Here is a 20,203-nt window from a genome sequence, read left to right as displayed (position 1 = left end):
TATAGAAAATGTACACCTTTAGCGTTGTGCCTGGCGATCAAATACCCTTCACTTCAGGTATTACGCCCGTTAAAGGCCATGCGCGGCGGGTTTGCGCGACGAACTGCCGGCGGTCGGACATACACATCAGGACACAGTTTTCTCGGCAGCTCACACACGGGTACGCAGCACACCGATGCCATCGACTTCCAACTCAACCAAATCACCCGGTTTGAGGTAGCGCAACTGCTCCAGGCCGCAACCGTTGCCCACCGTACCCGAGCCGAGAAACTCACCGGGATACAAGGTTTCCGAGCGCGACACGTGGGCGATAACGTCCTCGAAGCGCCAGCGCATATCTCGGGTATTGCCGCGCCCCCACTCTTCGCCATTGACTCGCGCAACCATGTTCAGGTCATAAGGATCGCCGAGCTCATCGGCCGTCACCAGGCACGGCCCCATGATGTTGCCGGTGTCGAAGTCCTTGCTCTTGGCCGGACCGAGCATGCCGGGCATCTCCTTGGCCTGGGCATCCCGCGCGCTCATGTCGTTGAAGATGGTGTAGCCGACAATGTGCGAACGTGCATCCTCGCGACTGATGTCCTTGCCACGCTTGCCGATGTAGCAACCGAACTCCAATTCGAAATCCATCGCCTTGCTGAAACTCGGCCACTGGAACTCGTCGTCCATGCCGATAACCGCGAAACGGTTGCATTTGTAATAGATGGGCTGACGGTTGAAGGTGTCGATGACGCGATCGTCGGCACGGGTGTTCATTTCCCGCAAGGTAGCTTCCGGATCGGGCGTGCGCAGTGCCCGCGCCCGACGCGCCGCGGCGAAGCTTTGCCGCAGGTGCAACTCGAAGCAGGAACAGTCGCGCATTTGCGGTGGTGGCTGGATCGGCGCCCGCAACTTGACGGCGGAGCGCTGCAACACCGCGCCTGCAGGTGCTTGCGCCAGCAACGAGCGGGCCAGTTCGAGCGCCGGCTCACCGGCTTCGACCAACGCAAGCACACTGGCGAGCTGCGCGCTATCACGCCCCTGCAGCGTGCGATAGGCCTGCTGCAGATCGAGCACAACTTGATCGTTCTCGAGCAAGGCACCGGCACGCTCGAAGCCTGTGTCATCGGTAAAGGTCACGAGTCTCATTGGCTATCCGCTCCCATCGAAAAAACCCAGCGGGTCACACTGCTCATACTCGCCCCGCCACCGGCATGCAGGCGCCAGTCACCACTGCGGCGTCATCCGACAGAAGGAAGGCGATCACCCCGGCCAGCGCTGTCGGCGAGACCCAGCGACTGGCGTCGGCATCCGGCATGTCCGCCCGGTTGGCGGGCGTGTCGATGATGCTCGGCAACACCGCATTGACCGTAATGCCGCGATCCTTCAGCTCCTCGGCCAGCGCCTCGGTCAAGCGCGCAACACCGGCCTTGGATGCAGCATAGGCGCCCATCCCCTGCAATGCTTTCAGCGAGGCCAGCGCGCCGATATTGACGATACGGCCCGCCGGCGCAGCCAGCAGATGCGGCAGTGCCGCCTGGCAACTGACCACGGCTGTGCGCAGGTTCATCTGGTACAGGCGATCCCAGGTTTCCAGGCTGCCGTCTTCCAGGGTTTCCCAGGCAAAGCCGCCAGCCACGTTGACCAGGCCATCGATGCGGCCGAAATGCTCGGCCACACGAGTCAGCGCCTCCTTGGCCGAGTCCGCGGACGTCAGATCAACGCCCCCCAATGGCAGCAAATTCTGCACATCGCGCAAGGCTGCGGGGGCATCCGCGCGATCGAGCAATGCGACACGCGCGCCACGCTCCAGCAATAGCTGGCCGAGACTGCTGCCCAAAGCGCCGAAGCCGCCGGTTATGATGACAATCTTGTCCTGCAAAGACGGAGACATAGTGGAGTTCCTCTTGTTTTGTTTACGGCTCGGCCATGGCTAGGCCCACCCACACGGAGGCATAAAATATGACACTTTTCAAAAATATGTACAAATGCTAACGTGTCCCCATGAGTCGCCGCCTCTTCCAGGAATGCCTGATGCCTAGAAAACTGCCCGCCCTCAACGCCGACAATCGTGCCTTCTGGCAAGGTGGTGAGCACGGCGAACTATTGATTCACCGCTGCCATGGCTGCGAACGCTTTTTCCATCCACCGGGACCGATCTGCCCGCATTGCGCGAGCCTGGAAGTCGAACCGCACGCGGTCTCCGGCAAGGGCAAGGTGCTCAGCTACACCCTCAACTATCAGCCGTGGATCGCCGAGCTCGAAGTCCCCTACGTCGTCGCAATCGTCGAGTTGGCCGAGCAGCCGGGTCTGCGCTTCATCAGCAATATAGTGGGCATGGATCCGCTTGCGGTGCGCATAGACATGCCGGTACGGGTCAGCTTCCTGCACGTCGAAGATGTCTGGCTGCCACTGTTCGAAAGGGATCAATGATGTTCGATCATCGCTATGAAAAAGAGGTCGCCATCACCGGCATCGGCCAGTCCGAAGTGGGCCGCCCATCGTCGAAATCGGCCATGCGCCTAACCGTCGATGCCTGCCTGGAAGCCGTCGCCGATGCCGGACTCGAGCGTAGCGACATCGATGGCGTGGCATGCTGGCCGGGCGACAACAATAACGGCGACCCCTTCTCGCCGGTCGGCCCCAGCGCACTGAAGAGCGCCCTGGGGTTGAACGTCAACTGGTTTGGTGGAGGCTACGAGGGTCCTGGCCCGCTTGCGGGGGTGATCAATGGCGCCATGGCCATTGCTGCAGGGCTGTGCAACCACGTGCTGGTGTTCCGCACCATTACCGAGGCGTCAGCACGCGTCCATAACAAGCAGGCCGGTGCGCTGAGTAACAAGACCCAGGGCCGCGACAGCAGCTATTCCTGGCAATGGTTCACGCCGTTCAACGTGCTGTCGGGCATCAACTTGATGGCCCTGTATGCGCAACGGCATTTTCACGAATATGGCACGCAAGCAGAGCAACTCGCGCAAATCGCCCTGACCTGCCGGCGAAACGCGATGCGCAACCCGAAGGCCATCTACCGCACGCCAATGTCGATGGACGACTACATGCAGTCGCGGATGATTTCCACGCCGCTGCGGATGTTCGATTGTGACGTGCACTGCGACGCCTCGACCGCCATTGTCCTGTCACGCAGGGATGCCGCGCGGGACACGCGCCAGCCGCCGATCCGCATCGAGGCGATCGGCGCAGCGCTCAACCAGCCCTGGTCATGGGATCAGATCTCGCTGACCGAGATGGCGGCGTTCGATGTGGGCCGGATGATGTGGGCGCGCACCGACTACACGCCGAGCGACGTCGATTCGGCCCAGCTATATGACGGTTTCTCGATTCTGACCATGATCTGGCTGGAAGCGCTGGGGCTTTGCCCTGTGGGCCAGAGCGGCGCCTTCGTCGAAGGGGGGCAGCGAATTGCCTTGGACGGCGACCTGCCGATCAACACCAATGGCGGTCAACTGTCTGGGGGGCGAACCCACGGCCTAGGCTACGTCCACGAAGCCTGCCTGCAACTGTGGGGCCGCGCGGAAGGACGGCAGACCGCCGAGCACCGCGTCGCCACCGTGGCGGCCGGGGGCGGCCCGCTGGGCGGCAGTCTGTTGTTGGTCAGGGAGTGAACAGCAAGAGGGGGCAGCCACCGCCCCTCAGAACAGCACACTGCCAAGCTCGGAGCAGAACTCGACAAGCGCTTCGCCCAATACCTTGATCCCCTCTTCATCGCGCTGACCGCGGAACAAAACGGCCGACACGGTAAAGTCGATGGAGCCCGAGGGCGAATAGACGGGCGCGGCGACCGCCAGGATACCGACTGAAAAGTGGCCATCGTCCAGCGCCCAACCGCGTTTCGCAGCCAGACGCACTTCCTCGCAGTAGGTTTCGAAGGACAAGGGTCGCGCCCAGCGAATCCCTTCGAAGCCTGCTCGAATTTCTGGATCATCCAGGTCCATCTGAGTGGCAAACAACCTGCCGCTTGCGCCCATCAACATCGGCAGGCGCTGGCCCTCCGCCATGTCGATACGCACATCGGTGGGGCTAGCGGCCGAACTCACGATCACAATGCGATCCGATCCTATACGCCGCCACAGGGTCACCGTCACCCGGAGTCGCGCTGCCAGGTTCTGCAGCAGTGGTATTGCCAGTTGCACGCGCTGTCCTTGGGTGACCAGTTGCTCGACTAGCCGGGCCAGCCCTAGCCCCGCCGAATAACGCTTCGACATGGGGTTGAAATCGACCACATCCTCCATCACCAACGTCCGCAGGATGTTGAAGCAGGTGCTTGGGTTGATCGATAGACGGCGGGCAATGTCCACCGAACGCTCAGGCGTTCCGACCTGACTCAGGTGGCGGAGGATGCGAATCGCGTTGGCGACCGGCTTGACAGTCACGGCGCCGGCAGCCTTGCGAGCATCATTGAGGTCTACAACGTCGGTGCTGTCCATAAAATTTCTCGGATTAACGTAGCGGGAGCCAGAACGCAATTCTATACCGAGAACAACGTAGTGCGACAAATTTAATATGGAGACTTTATGCCGCGCACCACATTTCGCTCAAAATACCTCTGCAGGCGGCTGATAGACATAACGCCTGGGGGCCAGAGGCTCGAAACGAAACCTGGACAGGCTACGTTCAAGCGACTCATCGGCCAACGTCACGCGCTCTTGCTGACGCAGATAATCCAGCCAGGACTCGACGATAAAACGCTCGACGTAGTGATCGGTTTCGCCGAGGTCACGATAAAGTCGCCAGTTCTGCGCGCCGTTGCGCCGCCGTGACAGGCCGACCGCGTAGACGATACGCAGAAACTCCTTACCCTCGCCATCGCCCACCCGGTAGCTGATCTCCACGCAGACCGGCCCCTCACCATGCGACACTTCGCCCGCCAGCACCAGTTTGTCGGTCTGCTGGGCGTCGGCGAAATCCGCTTCCTGGCCCATGGCAATCGTTTCTCCGCGGGTCAGCAGTAACCCCAGCAGGAGGCTCGCCGCCGACAGCAGCAAGCTGTCTTCCAGGCCCAGATACTGCGCCAGCGCGCCCCACAACACGCCGCCCACGGCCATAGAGCCCATGAGCACCAGCAGGTACACCGAGGCCACACGGGCACGCACCCAGTTCGCCGCATAGGTCTGCACCACGGTGGAGATGGTCGCGTTCACCGCCATCCAGCCCATGCCCGCAAGCAGCAGCATCGCGCAGACCACCACCTGGCTGTGTGACAGCGCCGCCGCCAGGGTTGCCGCCGCGAAAGCAAAGGCACCCGCGACGATCAGCCGGCGCAGGGTAAAACGGCGATACACGCTGGTCAGGCCGAGAGCGGCCATCACCGCGCCGGCACCCATGAAGGCCATCAGCAGGCCGTAACCACCTGCGTCCATGCCCAGCTCGTTCTTGGCCACCAGCGGCATCAGCGCCCAGAGCGCGCTGGCGCAACTAGTGAAAACGAACACCTGCTTGAGCGCACTGGATAATACCGACGAGTGGCGGATATAGCGCAGGCCGCTGCGCATGCCGCCGTACAGCGTTTCCGGCGGCAGACCGTCCACTCGGGCTTTGGCTGGCAGACGGAAGATGATGAAGACGATCACCGCGACCATGCACAGAGCGATAGCCAGGAACACCGAGGCGCTGTTCCACCAGGCTATCATCGCACCGGCCAGGGCCGGGCCGAGGGCGCGGGTGGCATTGATCGAAATGCCGCTGAGGGATACTGCCGCCGGCACCTGCTCGCGCGGGATCACGCCGACCAGCGTGATCATCCAGGCCGTCATGCCCAGCGCGCTGCCGGTGCCAAGAACGAAGGTGAACAGCAGCAGCGACCAGGCTTGCAACAGGTCGAACCAGGCCAGCAGGCAAAGCACTGCGGCCGCACCGAACATCGCCGACTGGGTAAGCAGCAACAGGCGGCGCGGGTCCATGCGATCGGCGAGCACCCCGCCCGGGAGGCCGAACAGGAACACCGGCAAGGTGATCGCGGTCTGCACCAGCGAAACCATCAAGGGCGAGGCCGACAACAGGGTCATGATCCAGGCGGCGCCGACCGTCTGCATCCAGATCGCCATGTTGGTCAGCGCACAGGCCAGCCACAGCCCGACGAACAGCTTATGACGCAGCGGCGCCCAGAACGAGGCGTGCTCCGCCACCGCTTCGCTCGCCGGGGCACCTTGTTTGTCCGTGGTCATTCGCCGGCGGGCAGCCCCAGCCGCCCGACCTCGCGCGCCGGATGCAAGCGGCGTGGCGCGCCGACGCGGTTGCGCAGTTGACCGATGCCCTGAATGTGCGCCTCGACCAGATCCCCGGGCTCCAGAAAACGCCCGCTTTCCAGGCCCACTCCATGAGTCGAGCCGGTGAACAGCAAATCGCCGGGGCGCAGCGCGATGCGTGCATCGAGGTAGTTGAGCAACTCGTCGACGGGAAAGATCATGTTGCGGGTATTGTCCTGTTGGCGGCGCTCGCCATTGACGCTCAGGCTCATCTCCAGCGCCGGCTGCCCGGTGCCGCCCAGCTCGTCGAGCGTGACGATCCAGGGCCCGAGTGGCGTGGTGCGATCCATGGCCTTTTGCGTGAGCAGATCGAGACGCCCGATCTGCCGGCCGGCATCGCGCGCACTGATATCGTTGCCAACCGTATAACCGAGCAGGCAACTGTTCGCCTGTGGCTCATCCAGCAAGGGCCGGGCGACCATGGCCACCAGTTCGACTTCGTAATCCAGCTCGGCCGTCAGCGGCGGGTACTGGATGTCGTCCAGCGGGCCGAGCAGGGTCGAATCTGTTTTCAGGTACGCCAGGGTATGCGCCGGCGCAGCGCTACCCAGACGCTGTAGATGACTCAGGTAGTTCAAGCCAACGCCAAACACCCGGGCACCAGGCTGAAGTGGCGGCAGCAGCCGGCAGCGCGCCAGCTCGATAGGTTCTGCGGCCAGATCCAGCGCCGCAATCCCTTGCCTGGCCAGCGCTGCCACCCACTCGGCAAAAGGTGCACGAATGCGCCTTAGCGGTCCGGATGGCGACGCCAGCAATGCCCAGAAGGCTTCGCCGGCGACCTCAACGCGTGCCAGGCGCATGCTCAGCGCTTGTTGGCCAGGTATTCCGGGTCCAGCACTTCTTCAGGCGTACGCACGCTCGGCCCGAGGATAGGCCCAACCATCTCGTGTCCCCAGACGCTCAGCACCTCGGGATTGAGTTCATAGTGGTCCCCCTGCCATGGCTCGATCTCGGCAATGGTTTCAAACGCGAAGCCTGACGGATTGAAGTGGTAGAAGGATACATGCGGGTCCTGGCAATGCTGCCCCAAGGTCATCATCATCGGCAGCTCGCGTTTCTTCACGATATCGTAGGTCTCGCCGACATCGCGGATGCTGTTCACCACGATGCCTACGTGCTGAACGCCCATGCGACCAGGCCCGTGGCCATAGGCGATATCGTGGCTGGTGTGATTGTTGAGCTTGGAGCGGAAGAACCCCGTACGCCCCTTACCCGCACCAGCACCGTACCAGCGGAACCCCATGACTTCGATGAGGAAGTGCTCAAGTTCCGGCGTATATTCCGGGGTGATCAACACCACATGACCGGCACCGCGTTCGTCTGCCAGGAAGCCGCCATGAGGACGGCCGGGCTGGAAGGAGCGCGGTGTCCACTTCTGCGCATAGAACAGCTCATGCTGATAGCCGACCGGATCGCGGAAGCGAATCAGCTCGCGCACCCCGCGCTTCTCACACAACTCGGCATCACCACGGGTGAACTCGACCCCAGCGGCACTGAACTTCTTCAGGGCATCCTCGAACGCCATGCGCCCGATCGCCTCCCAGCCTATGTAGGCGATACGGTCGATCTTTCCAGGATGGAAGGCGAAGCGATGACGGCGGTCGTCGATACGGAAATACAGCGAGTCCGGATCGCTCTCGGGGGAGCGACCAATACCGAACCCCATCACCTGCGGGCCGTACTCGCGCCAAGCGTCGATGTTCGCGGTCTCGAAGCCCATGTAGCCAATGCCAATGATGTCCATGACTATTCACCTGTTCTTGTTCGATTTTCATTCGTCCCAAGCTCCGATTAAGGCCTGCCCGGACGATAGCAATATGTCCATCCAGGCGGCAGCGCCGCCCGAATCTCTTAGACGGCCAGCAGGCCACCGTCGATGACGAAATCGGAGCCCGTGATGAACGAGGCTTCACTGGAAGCCACGAACACTGCCATGGCTACCACTTCCTCTGGCTCGCCGGGGCGATCCATGAGCACGCCATCGAGCAATGCCGCACGGGCGACTGGGTTCTCGAGAAACGGAGCCGTGCCTGGTGTAGCGATGAATCCAGGACTCAGGCTGACCGCGCGAATACCGACTGGCGCCCCCTCCACAGCCAGCTGACGGGTGAAGGAAACTACCGCCCCTTTGGCAGCGGCATGCGCTGCGATGCCAGCGACCTTGGAGCCGCCCCAGGCGGCAGTCGATGACACGTTGATAATCACGCCCTGCTGCTCGGCGAGGTAATTCCATGCGTATTTAGTGGTGTAGAACAGCAGATCGATTTCATTACGCATGGTGTAGCGCCAATCCTCGACGGAGAACTCGCTGACTGCACCGAAACGCGCCGCCGAGGCGTTATTGTAGAGAATATCGATGCGCCCATGCTCTGCGGCGGCGGACTCGACCCATGCCTTGGCCTGTTCATGATCGCCTAGATCAACGGGGGCGTAGCCATACAACCGCAGACCTTCGGCCTGCAGCAAGGCGGCAGTTTCCTCATTCGCCTGCGCATTAAAATCGCAGCCCACGACAATGGCACCTTCTCGGGCGAAACGCAGTGCAGCTACCCTGCCCTGACCACCGCCGGTGCCTGTGATCAGTGCGACCTTACCTTCTAAACGACCTGTCATCCCATCCTCCACCGTTTGTCTGTGAATGCGACCTGAAGCCTCGTGAACAGCTCAGACTTAGTCACCTTCGGCGGTGATGTCCTCAAGCCAGATTGCCTCGGCAGGACAGGCTGCTGCACCTTCGCGAGCCTCTTCCTCAAGCTCAGGCGGGACGACCTTGTCGTCCAGATAAACCAGACCATCGGCATCCAGCTTGTAGATACTCGGACAGATGGCGGCACACAAGCCGTAACCACAGCACCGGCTGCGGTCGGCTACCACTTGGAATCGCGCTTTTTCGGAACTCATCTTGTTCTCCTTATCAGGGACCAGCACAGCAAAATAATGAACACTTTTAATACATTTGTAAATATTTTGGGTGTGACAAGGCGAAAGCACGATGAACGGCCAAAAATCCGGCATTCCATCGCCGATCTAGCGGGTTATTCGCAGCGCAACCGGAGCAGAGCGTGACAAGCAATGGTTTATAACCCCTATAAAAACAGATAAACATGAACAGATTTACGATTTTAGATCATGTTTTACTCTAGCCACCCGCCTCAGATTCACGCCAGCGAACCGGCGAGAACCACTCATGTAACGCTGGTGAGCGCGAACGAATACCTCATCAGAGCATGCTTCGACACGCCATACGGCGTACCTGGCTCAGTACAGTGGCGGTCAAAACGTCTCGAAGCGGAAGCGGCTCACCGCCAGATTCAACTCTTCGGACAGCTCACGCAGGGAAACCACCGCATTGGATACCTGCTGCGTGATCGCATCCCCCTCTCCAGCCATGCGCGCGAGATGCTCGACGTTCGAGGCGATGTCCCGCCCGCCCTCGCTCTGTTCACGCACTGCGATAGCTATCGAGTCGACACCACGAGTAGAGTCACCGACCAGACGCGCGGACTCCTGCAGCGTGCTCTCCAACTCGCCCAACAGCTTATCGCTGCCGTCCAAGGCCACTGTGCCTGCCTGCAAGGCCCTCTCTACGACTGCCGACTGGCCTTCCAACTTGAGCGTCAACTCGTTGATGGAATTTGCCGCAGTCGCAGAGCGCTGCGCCAGATTGCGCACCTCATCGGCAACCACGCTAAAGCCTCGGCCACTTTCGCCGGCACGCGCCGCCTCAATTGCCGCATTCAGTGCCAGCAGATTGGTTTGCGCCGAGAGCTCCTTGACCTGATTGATGCTGGCAGTGATGGCAGAGGTGCTGACAACAAAATCCCCCACCGAGCCGCTGATGGCCGAAAAGGCGAGGCGTACACTTTCAATTTCCGTCAGTAGACGGTTCAAGGCCGAGTGCCCCGCTTCCGCTCCCCGCAGACTGGCCTCCGCAGAAGACCTCAGCTCCTCGGCATTGGCGGAGATAGAAGCAACCCCCTCGCTCATCTGCTCGACCGTCGCCGACACCTCGATAACCGCCTTGGCCTGATTCGTAGCACTGTCAGACACTTGGGACGAGGTAATCACCAACTCCTCTGCCGACGAACCCACCGAAGCCGATACGCCAGCCACCTGCCGAACGGCGAGCTGGAAGCTCTCGATTAGTTCGTTGAATGCCTGAGCGGTCCGGGCAATCTCATCGTGCCCAACAATTCGCACGCGCTGGGTCAAATCTCCATCGCGCAGCTTGATGGACGCCTGCTCGATGGCGCGAATCGAGCGAATGATGTGCGCGCGCAACAGCAAACTTACGACCAGGGCCAAGCCAACTGCTGTGAGCAGGGTCACGATCAGCACCTGGGTAACGTTCTGCACCACCCGAGTCGCGTCGCTGAAGGCCTGCGTCGTCAGGCTTTCCTGCAATATCAACAAGCGTCCGAATTGCCCGAGCAGGCTATTGTAGTCGGCGCGCAGATTGCCAAGCATCGACACGGCCTGCATCGGATCGCTAAGGGCCATGCTTTTCAGCTCGGCAAAGCCGCCTGCCACCACCGTGGCCTGCTCCTGCAAAGCCAGATAGAGCGCGCGCTCATCCTCGCCCAGGCGCTCTTGCGCAGCACTCTTGCGCAACCCCGCGAGCATTTCCTCGACACTCAGCTCCATTTCCTCGAGATAAGCTTCCAGTTCTTCGGCCGACGCGTCACCGTTCGACTCGAGAATCCGCACCACCATGGCATAGGCGTTGGCCATGGCGGCCTGAGACGCCGCCGAGATGTCCAGTGCCTGCTTATATTGCTTGACCCGCAACTGCTCCATCTCGTCGATGACCTCCTGCTGACTGGACAACCCCTGATAAGCGACTGCCGAGATAACCAGAAGGGAAAACACCAAGAAGGCGGGCAGCATGAGCAGCTTGGCGCCAATGGAGAAGCGGCTGAGCGAGAGCATCGTTGTACCTTTCATGTTGTTGTAATGGGGTGGTTCGATCAGGCATGACTAGACAGATAATCCACTCTGCAATATTCTAAATCCAGCATTCAATTCTTATTTCAGAACAATGATAACCAGATTCACGTAAAATCGGCAGAAACCGCCGAGCTACCTGGCAAGACAAAATCAACAAAAGGTGCCTGCCTGATGTCCACCCACAAGAACAACGCTGCTATTGATCTCACCGAGTTTCGACAAGGCTGGCGAATCGTCATCCTTGCCGTCGTCGGCGTGGCAATCAGCATCAATGCCGCCCTGCTCTACGGTTTTGGCACCCTGGTCGTGCCGCTGGAGCAGGCTTTCGGCTGGAGCAAGAGCGAACTACAGGCCTCCATCACGTTCCTGTTCGGCGGAGCGGTGATTTCCCTGCAACTGGTCGGCTGGTTCAACCTGCGCTACGGCATGAAGCGGGTCACCCTGATCTCGCTGGTGCTGCTCTCCCTGGGTTATCTGGCGACTACACAACTGCAAGGTTCGATCTGGTCGATGTACCTGGCCTTTGCTCTACTGCCGATCATCGGCATGGGCGCACTGGCGGTGACCTGGACCCAGTTGCTTAGCCTGTGGTTCGACCGCAACCGCGGCCTGGCGCTGGCGATCGGTCTCTCGGGCACTGGCATCACTGCCGCCACCATTCCGCGCCTGATGTCCTGGGGCATCGAGCATTGGGACTGGCGTGCTGCCTTTGTTATTCTCGCGCTGCTTAACCTAATGGTGCTGCTGCCGCTGACCCTGCTCTGGTTCAGGGTGCAGGGGGGCCAAGCCGCCAAGCGGCAGCACACGGGCAACGAACTGCTTGGGCTACCGGGCATGAGCTTTAAAGAAGGCATGAGCTCGCGCAAGTTCTGGACCTGCAACCTGGCGCTGGCATTGGTGATCTCATCCATCGTTGGTATGGTCACCAGCACTGTGCCGATGCTGCAGAGCCGAGGTTTGTCAGCGGGCGACGCCAACCTGATTTTCAGCTTCTTTGGCGTTTCGCTGATCTTCGGTCGCGTACTGATCGGCTATCTGCTCGACCGTCTGTGGCCGCCGGGTATAGCTGCGTTCAGTCTGGCCTTACCTGCTATCGGCTGCCTCATCTACCTCGGTGGTACGCCGGACTTCGCCCTGCTGATGCTCGCCGCCGTGATGATCGGCTTCGGCGCTGGCGCGGAATTCGACATCGCCGCCTTCCTCGTTGCTCGCTACTTTGGGCTACGCGAATACGGCAGACTGTTTGGCGTGCATCAGGGGCTGAACACCGTGGCCTCGGCGCTTGCGCCTTTGCTGTTCGCCTTGATGCTTAGCCGAACCGGCTCCTACACCTCGATGCTGCTCTACTCCATGGCCTGCAGCCTAATTGGCCCCCTGCTCTTGCTGACCCTCGGCCGCGTCCCGCATTTCTCCGCGCAGCCCATTCCTGCCACTGCCACAACCGTTTAATAGGAATCCGACCATGCCCACTCTCACCCTCATCGAACACAACGGCACAGCACACCAGGTGACCGGAGAAATTGGCCAATCGGTCATGCAAGCGGCAATGTTCGCGTCGGTGCCCGGTATCCAGGCCGATTGCGGTGGCGCTTGCAGCTGCGCGACCTGCCACGCCTATGTCGACGACCAGTGGCTGGCGCGCCTGCCCGCCGCCGAAGGCACCGAAGCCGACATGCTCGAGTATGCCGTCGAGCGCAACGACAACAGTCGCCTGACCTGCCAGTTGATCATCAGCGAAGCACTCGATGGCATGGTGCTACGCCTGCCCGCATCACAATTCTGAAGCCCGAACCACGTTCGCGGCACGCTAACAATAAGAAGGAGGCTCCATGTCACTCGCTTCGGTAGTCATTGTCGGTGCCGGCCAAGCTGGCTTTCAGGTCGCCACCTCGCTGCGCCAGGCCGGCTATGGCGGGCGCATCAGCCTGATTGGCGACGAACCCGGTCTGCCCTACCAGCGACCGCCGCTGTCCAAGGCCTACCTGCTCGGCAAGATAGGTGCGACCAACCTGCTGTTCCGCCCGGAGAACTTCTATACCGAGCAACGCATCGAGCTAAGGCATGACCGCGTCACCGCCATCGACCGCCAGAACCGACGGGTCCTGCTCGAGGGCGGCGAAGCCCTGGCCTACGATCACCTGGTACTGGCCACCGGAGCGCACAACCGTCCCCTGCCGGTACCCGGTGCCGAACTCGAAGGCGTATTCGGCATCAAGACCAAGATCGATGCCGACACCCTGGCGCCGCTCGCCAAACAGGCGCGCAACGTGGTGGTGGTCGGCGCCGGCTTCATCGGCCTGGAGTTCGCCGCAGTGGCGGTGTCGCTGGGCTCAGCCGTGCATGTCCTGGAACTGGGCGACCGACCAATGGCCCGCGCGGTCAGTCGCGAGATGTCCGAGTTGTTCAGCCAGGCACACCACCGCTGGGGCGTGCACCTGGACTTCCGTCAGGGCCTGACTCGGGTGATCGGCGAGAATGGCCGCGTCACCGGGGTGGAAACCTCCGATGGACGCATATTGGATGCAGACCTGGTGGTCTTCGGCATCGGCGTGATTCCCAACACGCAACTGGCCAGCGAAGCCGGCCTGGACATCGCCAATGGCATCAAGGTCGATGCCAATCTGCTCACCTCCGACCTGCATATCTCGGCGATCGGCGATGTCGCCTGTTTTCCATGCCTGCAGAACGACGAACAGCCAACGCGCCTAGAGTCCGTACAAAACGCCGTGGATCAGGGGCGCACCGTGGCCGCCCGACTGATGGGCAAACCGGCGCCCTATGGGGCGCTGCCCTGGTTCTGGACCGATCAGGGCGACATGAAACTGCAGATCGCCGGCCTTTCCAACGGCTATGACAGCACCGTGGTCATCGGCTCGCCGGACAGCGCGCAGCTCTCGGTGCTGTGTTTCCGCGGCGACCAGTTGATCGCGGTGGAGTCGTGCAATCGCCCTGGCGATCATCTGGCGGCGCGCAAGATCCTCTCACGCCCACCCCAGCTCAGCCCAACAGAAGCGGCCGCAGCCGGTTTCGACCTCAAGGCCTGGGAAGCCGCCAACCGCGACTGACCACCCCAGTGCCGCGCCCCAACCGGGCGCGGCGCGTGGCCAAGGACAAACCTACGACCCGCAAGGCGACGAAGGATGAACGCCAGTAGAAAATCCCTTCCAGTCGGCCTGTCGATCGTTTCGATCGTCTGCTTCAACTTCGCCTCATTCATAAGCAATGGGCTGCCACTGGCCGTGCTGCCCGGCTACGTGCTGAACACCCTGGGCTTCGGCAGCGCCATGGCCGGCCTGGTAATCGGCCTGCAATACCTGACGACCCTGCTGTCGCGTCCGCTCGCCGGACAGCTCGCCGACCGCTTCGGGGCAAAACGCACGGTGATGACAGGGTTGGCCTTCCTTGCGGCCAGCGGCCTGCTGACTGCTCTGACATTTCTGCTGCCGACTACGCCTTGGGCCGGCCTGACACTGCTGATGGCCGGCCGCATCCTCCAGGGCGTTGCCTCGGCCTTGATTTCCACGCCCAGCTGCACCTGGGCCATCGGCCTGCATGGCCCGTCGCGCACGGCGCAGATCATGTCCTGGAACGGTATCGCCGCCTATGGCGGCACCGCCATAGGCGCACCGCTCGGCGTGCTGATCCGCGATCACCTGGGGCTCGCCGGCATCGGTATCGCTATCACCCTGCTCGGCTGCCTGCCCCTGCTGTTCGCCCTGACCAGGCGTCCCGCGCCCTTGTTGCCGGGCCTACGGCTGCCGTTTCGCAGCGTGTTCATGGCCGTGCTGCCCAGTGGTCTCGCCGTCGCCTGCAGCTCGGCGGGCTTCGGCAGTCTGACCGCCTTCGTCGCCCTGTACTTCGACAGCCTGGGCTGGGATAACGCGGCCTATTGTCTGAGCGCTTTCGGTGGTGCCTTCATCTTCGCTAGGCTGGTTTCGCCCAATGTGGTGCCACGCTTCGGCGGTTATCGGGTGGTCACGGTGTGCATGGCCGTACAGACCCTGGGGCTGCTGCTCGTCTGGCTCGCGCCTTCGCCTCTGGTGGCGATCCTCGGTTCCGCACTGACCGGTCTCGGCGTTTCCTGGGTCTATCCGGGGCTGGCGGTGGAAACCCTGGCACGCACGCCGGAGGCCAACCGCAACTCGGCCCTGAGCACGCTTTCGCTGTTCTTCGATCTGGCGGTGGGCCTGGCGGGGCCGGTGATGGGGCTGGTCGTTTCCGGCTTCGGCCTGGCGCAGGTCTTCTTCTGCTCGGCCCTGCTCTCGGCCATCGGCCTGCTGCTGATGCTGAATCTCCAGCGGCACTCTCGCCGCTGAACCGGCTGCACAGCGGCCCTGACAAAAAGACATTTTCACTAATATTGTCCACATACATTCACGACAGGTCACCACGGTCTGCCAGAAAGCCGCCGCACCAGCCCCTCCCCTTCCCCTGCAAAGCCTCGCCACTAATGACCTGCTATCCGACTCACCAGCATCTCTGCAAAACGTGATCGGTGGTCCCCCAGTACCGATCATTCGTTGACCCAGATCAATTCACAAGCCGGGATCTGAGCAGATAATCGGCTCGCAACTGAACACATTTACACATTTTGTTCATATTAAAGAAAAACAAGAACGGAGATCGAGCATGACCAGTTACACGAATCCGGTACTGAACGATGGCACGAGAATCTCGGACCTGATCGACCTGGAAAACCGTGAAGTGAAGATGCGGACGTTGTCCGACCCCGAACTTTACAACCTGGAAATGAAGAAGATCTTCGCCAGGACCTGGGTGTTCCTCGGCCACGAAACCGAAATACCCAACAAGGGCGACTACGTCGTTCGCGACATGGGCTCCGACTCGGTGATCGTCGCCCGCTCCGGCGACGAGCAGATCTATGTGTCTCTGAACGTCTGCCCGCACCGCGGCATGAAGATATCCACCCTCGACGGCGGCAACGCCTCCACCCACCTGTGCATCTACCACGGCTGGGCCTTCAAGCCCAATGGCGACTTCATCGGCGCGCCGGTGGAGAAGGAATGCATGCACGGCAAGACCCGCACGAAAGATGAGCTTGGCCTGAAGAAGGCCCGGGTGGCGGTCTATGGCGGACTGATCTTTGCCACCTGGAATATCGACGGACCGTCCTTCGAGGACTTCCTCGGCGATGCCAAGTGGTACTTCGACACGCTCTGGTGCCGCACCATCGCCGGCATGGAGGTACTCGGCCCACCGCAGCGCTTCGTCGTCCGCGCCAACTGGAAGACCGCCGCCGAGCAGTCGGCCTCCGACGGCTTCCACACCCTGACCCTGCACCGCTGGCTGGGCGAGGTCGGTCCCTACGCCAAGAAGCCGGACGCCGAGGGCAAAGGTGGCGACCTGACCCCGGAGATGTACGGCACCGAGGTGTGGACCGAGCATGGACATACCATGCGTTGCATCGAGCTGGATCGCAAGATCCGCCGCCTCACCGGTAAGGACCCAGCCACCCTGACCCCGGAGGAAAAGCTCACCCTGCTACCGCCGCCGGGCATCACCAAGGAGATGGTGCCGGAACTGCTCAGTCGTTTCAGCGACGAGCAGTTGCAGCTGATGAGTTCGCGTCCGCCGCAGGTCGGCAACTTCTTCCCCAACGGCCTGTTCGAGTTCATCTACCTGCCACAGCCGGACGGCACGGTACTCGGTGCCATGGCGCTGCATGCCTATGTACCCAAGGGGCCGGACAAGCTGGAGTTCGTCAACTGGATCCTGGCGGAGAAGGACACCCCGCCCGAGATCAAGGCACTGATGTTGCGCCAGTCGATCCAGTTGCTCGGCACCTCCGGGATGGTCGAACAGGACGACTCCGACACCTGGCCGCACCAGACCATCGCTTCCAAAGGTGCGATGAGCCAGGACATCACCCTCAAGTATCAAGCGCTCTACGAGAACGGCAGGCCAGCCAATTGGCCCGGCCCAGGCTATGTCGGCGAAGGTTTCACCAAGGACGATACCCAGTGGCAATGGTGGCTGTACTGGCACGCGCTGATGACCGCCTGAGCCCACGTCCCCGCACCTTCGCACAACCGTCGTCCGCTCCGCGCGGACGTCATGCACAGCATTCTGGAGAAACGCCATGAACGAATTGCAGCGCCTGCTCGAGCCCACCCCGCTGCCGCCAACCGACCGCGCCAAGCGCGTTTCCAGCGGCGACCCGCTGTACCACGAGATCCTCGACTTCCTCCACGACGAGGCCGAGCTGCTCGACACTCTGCAACTGCGCCAGTGGGGCGAGAGCCTGACCCGGGACCTCGAATACAACCTGCCGATCCGCCTGACCCGCCCGGTGCGCCAGCAGGCGCAGACTGTGGTGCGCACCGTGCAGCACATGCACGACAACTACGGTTCGATGATGGTGCGGATCATGCGCATCACCGACACCAAGAGCGCCTGGGGCGAAGACCCGCCCTCGCGCACCAAGCGCCTGGTCAGCAATGTCCGCGTATTCCATACCGACAAGGCTAACGAATACAAGGTGCTGAGCTACCTGCTGGTGACCCGCAGTCGCTTCGACTTCGACGACTTCGACCTGATCCCCTGCGAGCGCCACGACATCCTGCGCCGCGAGGACGGGCAACTGAAGCTGGCGCGCCGTGAAATCATCGTCGACCAAGCGGTTATCGGCACGCCGAACCTCGGCATCTTCTTCTGATCCCGAAACACCCACGACAAGGGAGAACAACAATGAAACTCGAAGAAATGATCCTAGTCAGCGTCGACGACCACGCTATCGAACCGGCCGGAGCCTTCGACCGGCACATGCCGGAGCGCTTCAAGGGCCGTCAGCCACATATCGAACAGCATGGAGGGCGCGACGTCTGGGTATTCGAGGAGCAGGCCACCGGCTATATGGGCCTCAATTCCGTGGTCGGCCGGCCGAAAGAGGAATACGGCATGGAGCCGCTGGGTTACGAGCAGATGCGCCGCGGCACCTGGGACATCAAGGCGCGGGTCGACGACATGAGCGCCAACGGCATCCTCGGCTCGCTGTGCTTCCCGACCTTTCCCGGCTTCGCCGGCCAACGCTTCCAGAATCACCCGGACCGAGCCGTGTCCCTAGCGGCGATCCAGGCCTACAACGACTGGCACCTGCACGACTGGTGTAACGTCGCACCGGGGCGTTTTATCCCCTTGATGCTGGTGCCCTGGTGGGACATGCAGGCCGCTGCCGCGGAAGTCACGCGCCTGGCGAAACTTGGCGTGCACGCCGTATCGCTGTCCGACAACCCGGCGCTGCACGGCTTCCCGTCGATCCACAGCGACTACTGGGATCCGCTGTGGAAGGCCTGTGCCGACAACAAGGTGGTGATCTGCTGCCACATCGGTACCGGCATCAAGGCCGAGCACGCCTCCGAGCTGTCGCCGATCGATGCCTGGATCACCTCCATGCCGATCTCCATCGCCAACTCGGCGGCCGACTGGATCTGGGCACCGATGTGGAAGAAATTCCCCGACCTGCGCATGGCCCTGTCCGAAGGTGGCATCGGCTGGATCCCCTACCTGCTGGAACGTGCCGACTTCACCCACCGCCACCACCACGCCTGGACCAATGCCGACTTCGGCGGCAAGAAGCCCAGCGATATCTTCCGCAAGCATTTCATCACCTGCTTCATCGAGGACGATTTCGGCCTGCGCAACCTGCCGGACGTGGGCGAAGACATGGTCACTTGGGAGTGCGACTACCCGCACTCCGACTGCACCTGGCCAAACTCGCCGGAAATCGCCTGGGAAAGCCTCAAGCGTCTGCCCAAGGCGAGCATCGACAAGGTCACCCACCTTAACGCCATGCGCGAGTTCTCCTACGACCCGTTCGCCCTGCTCGGCCGGGAGAACTGCACGGTCGGAGCCCTGCGCGCCCAGGCCACGCACGTCAGCACTGAACCGGCGCTGGGCATGGGCGGCGCCGCGCCCAAGCGCGAGAAAGGCAAGCCGGTGACCTCTGGCGACATCAACGCGATGTTCGCCCAGGCGGACGCCCAGACCGCGTTGTAAGGAAGGCCATGGCGACTCTCCCGAGCAAAGGCCGGGAGAGTCAGGTTCAGACAACAACAAGAGGCCATCATGGACATCATCGGTATCGGCTACCTGGGCTTCGAAAGCCCGAACCTGGAAGCCTGGCGCGAGTACGCGCCGCAGGTGCTCGGCCTGGGGCTGGGCAACACCCCGCCGGGCGACCCCGGCTCCCTATACCTGCGCAGCGACGACCGCCGCCACCGCATTGCCTTCCACCCCGGCCCCGTCGACCGCATCGCCTACATCGGCTGGGAAGCGCGCGGGCGGCAAGCCTTCGACGCGGCGGTGGCGCGCTTCCGCGACGCCGGCGTGGCCCTGGAGGTTGGTAACGCCGCCCTCTGCGAGACACGCGGCGTGCGCGAGCTGGTGCGCTTCCGCTGTCCGGCGGGCTACCGCCACGAACTGTTCTACGCGCAGAAATGGACGCCTCGCTCGTTCGTCCCCGGCCGTCCGCACGGCGGCTTCGTCGCCGACGAGCGCGGCGTAGGCCACATCGTCCTGATGACTCCGGATTACGGCCCGGAACTGGAAGCCTTCTTCATCGACCTGATGGGCTTCCACTGGTACGGCGCCGGCGCCGGCAAGGGCCGCACCGGCTTCTTCCGCGCCAAGCTCAACGACAAGACCAGCCATGACATCGCCTTCGGCCACGCTCCCGGCATGAAAGGCGTGCAACACATCGGGCTGTTTGTCAGAAGCCTGCGCGACCTCGGCGAAACCTACGACATCGTGCACAAGCGCGAGCTGCCGATGCAGATGACCCTCGGCCAGCACAGCCAGGATCCGCACGTTTCCTTCTACCACTTCAGCCCGTCCGGCTTCGCCGTGGAGTGCATCCACGAACTGCAGCCCTGGCACCACGACGGCTTTGAGCTGAACCCCGAGCAACTGAGCGTCTGGGGCCACGAGCAGGTCGGGCCGATTCTCGGACCGAGCGTCATGCCCCTGGTGCAATACCCCGACGACTAGCCCGCCGC

19 protein-coding genes are annotated in these 20,203 nt (G+C 62.1%); 10 read left to right on the top strand and 9 right to left on the bottom strand.

Going from position 1 to position 20,203, the window contains the following annotated elements:
* Window positions 1-150 precede the first annotated feature (150 nt).
* Together BM315_RS17305 and BM315_RS17300 are read right to left on the bottom strand one after the other, a co-directional pair.
* Window positions 151-1,128, bottom strand: coding sequence for a fumarylacetoacetate hydrolase family protein (locus BM315_RS17305; protein WP_090503327.1), 978 nt, complete (start codon window positions 1,126-1,128; stop codon window positions 151-153).
* Window positions 1,129-1,171: 43 nt separating this feature from the next.
* Entirely contained in the window at window positions 1,172-1,873 is a 702-nt protein-coding gene (locus tag BM315_RS17300) for an SDR family NAD(P)-dependent oxidoreductase (RefSeq protein WP_090503325.1), read from the bottom strand.
* 140 nt (window positions 1,874-2,013) lie between these two features.
* On the opposite strand from BM315_RS17300, the gene BM315_RS17295 reads away from it, so the two are divergent.
* Window positions 2,014-2,412 (top strand): Zn-ribbon domain-containing OB-fold protein, encoded by a 399-nt coding sequence (locus BM315_RS17295; protein WP_090503322.1) that lies wholly within the window; start codon window positions 2,014-2,016, stop codon window positions 2,410-2,412.
* Window positions 2,412-3,602: a thiolase family protein gene (locus BM315_RS17290; protein ID WP_090503319.1), complete on the top strand. Its 1,191-nt coding sequence runs from the start codon at window positions 2,412-2,414 to the stop codon at window positions 3,600-3,602. Before BM315_RS17295 ends, BM315_RS17290 begins: the two co-directional genes overlap by 1 nt.
* 27 nt (window positions 3,603-3,629) lie before the next feature.
* Here BM315_RS17290 and BM315_RS17285 read toward each other — a convergent pair whose 3' ends face one another.
* From BM315_RS17285 to BM315_RS25640, 7 genes are all read right to left on the bottom strand, one after another.
* Window positions 3,630-4,424 carry an IclR family transcriptional regulator gene (locus BM315_RS17285; protein WP_090503318.1) on the bottom strand — a complete coding sequence of 265 codons (795 nt, stop codon included), beginning with the start codon at window positions 4,422-4,424 and terminating at the stop codon, window positions 3,630-3,632.
* A 108-nt stretch (window positions 4,425-4,532) separates the two neighbouring features.
* Window positions 4,533-6,161, bottom strand: a complete 1,629-nt coding sequence (locus BM315_RS17280) for an MFS transporter (RefSeq protein WP_090503315.1) — start codon at window positions 6,159-6,161, stop codon at window positions 4,533-4,535.
* Window positions 6,158-7,042, bottom strand: a complete 885-nt coding sequence (locus BM315_RS17275; protein ID WP_090503312.1) for a fumarylacetoacetate hydrolase family protein — start codon at window positions 7,040-7,042, stop codon at window positions 6,158-6,160. The genes BM315_RS17280 and BM315_RS17275 overlap by 4 nt, the downstream gene beginning before the upstream one ends.
* A gap of 2 nt (window positions 7,043-7,044) precedes the next feature.
* Entirely contained in the window at window positions 7,045-7,986 is a 942-nt protein-coding gene (locus tag BM315_RS17270) for a VOC family protein (protein WP_090503309.1), read from the bottom strand.
* Between the two features lie 107 nt (window positions 7,987-8,093).
* A complete protein-coding gene (locus tag BM315_RS17265; protein WP_090503307.1) occupies window positions 8,094-8,855 on the bottom strand; it encodes an SDR family NAD(P)-dependent oxidoreductase in 762 nt (253 codons plus the stop codon).
* A 57-nt stretch (window positions 8,856-8,912) separates the two neighbouring features.
* Window positions 8,913-9,143 carry a ferredoxin gene (locus BM315_RS17260; RefSeq protein WP_090503304.1) on the bottom strand — a complete coding sequence of 77 codons (231 nt, stop codon included), beginning with the start codon at window positions 9,141-9,143 and terminating at the stop codon, window positions 8,913-8,915.
* A 372-nt stretch (window positions 9,144-9,515) separates the two neighbouring features.
* Window positions 9,516-11,171: a methyl-accepting chemotaxis protein gene (locus BM315_RS25640; protein ID WP_090503300.1), complete on the bottom strand. Its 1,656-nt coding sequence runs from the start codon at window positions 11,169-11,171 to the stop codon at window positions 9,516-9,518.
* Window positions 11,172-11,360: 189 nt separating this feature from the next.
* Here BM315_RS25640 and BM315_RS17250 point away from each other — a divergent pair, with 189 nt between their 5' ends.
* From BM315_RS17250 to BM315_RS17215, 8 genes are all read left to right on the top strand, one after another.
* Window positions 11,361-12,638, top strand: a complete 1,278-nt coding sequence (locus BM315_RS17250; RefSeq protein WP_090503297.1) for an MFS transporter — start codon at window positions 11,361-11,363, stop codon at window positions 12,636-12,638.
* A gap of 13 nt (window positions 12,639-12,651) precedes the next feature.
* On the top strand, window positions 12,652-12,972 hold the full coding sequence (locus BM315_RS17245; RefSeq protein ID WP_090503296.1) for a 2Fe-2S iron-sulfur cluster-binding protein: 321 nt from the start codon (window positions 12,652-12,654) through the stop codon (window positions 12,970-12,972).
* A 46-nt stretch (window positions 12,973-13,018) separates the two neighbouring features.
* Window positions 13,019-14,254: an NAD(P)/FAD-dependent oxidoreductase gene (locus BM315_RS17240; RefSeq protein ID WP_090503292.1), complete on the top strand. Its 1,236-nt coding sequence runs from the start codon at window positions 13,019-13,021 to the stop codon at window positions 14,252-14,254.
* 75 nt (window positions 14,255-14,329) lie between these two features.
* Window positions 14,330-15,505 carry an MFS transporter gene (locus tag BM315_RS17235; RefSeq protein ID WP_090503289.1) on the top strand — a complete coding sequence of 392 codons (1,176 nt, stop codon included), beginning with the start codon at window positions 14,330-14,332 and terminating at the stop codon, window positions 15,503-15,505.
* Between the two features lie 313 nt (window positions 15,506-15,818).
* The gene (locus tag BM315_RS17230; RefSeq protein ID WP_090503287.1) at window positions 15,819-17,213 is read left to right on the top strand and encodes an aromatic ring-hydroxylating dioxygenase subunit alpha; all 1,395 of its coding nucleotides are present in this window, start codon (window positions 15,819-15,821) and stop codon (window positions 17,211-17,213) included.
* 76 nt (window positions 17,214-17,289) lie between these two features.
* Window positions 17,290-17,865 (top strand): aromatic-ring-hydroxylating dioxygenase subunit beta, encoded by a 576-nt coding sequence (locus tag BM315_RS17225; protein ID WP_090503284.1) that lies wholly within the window; start codon window positions 17,290-17,292, stop codon window positions 17,863-17,865.
* A gap of 32 nt (window positions 17,866-17,897) precedes the next feature.
* A complete protein-coding gene (locus BM315_RS17220; RefSeq protein ID WP_090503280.1) occupies window positions 17,898-19,205 on the top strand; it encodes an amidohydrolase family protein in 1,308 nt (435 codons plus the stop codon).
* 69 nt (window positions 19,206-19,274) lie between these two features.
* A complete protein-coding gene (locus BM315_RS17215) occupies window positions 19,275-20,195 on the top strand; it encodes a VOC family protein (protein WP_090503277.1) in 921 nt (306 codons plus the stop codon).
* The last annotated feature ends 8 nt before the right edge of the window (window positions 20,196-20,203 follow it).

It is taken from the genome of Pseudomonas borbori (assembly GCF_900115555.1).
Taxonomy (GTDB): domain Bacteria; phylum Pseudomonadota; class Gammaproteobacteria; order Pseudomonadales; family Pseudomonadaceae; genus Aquipseudomonas; species Aquipseudomonas borbori.
The sequence above is the reverse complement of the archived record's forward strand: the minus strand, read 5'-3'. Positions and strand labels throughout refer to the sequence as shown.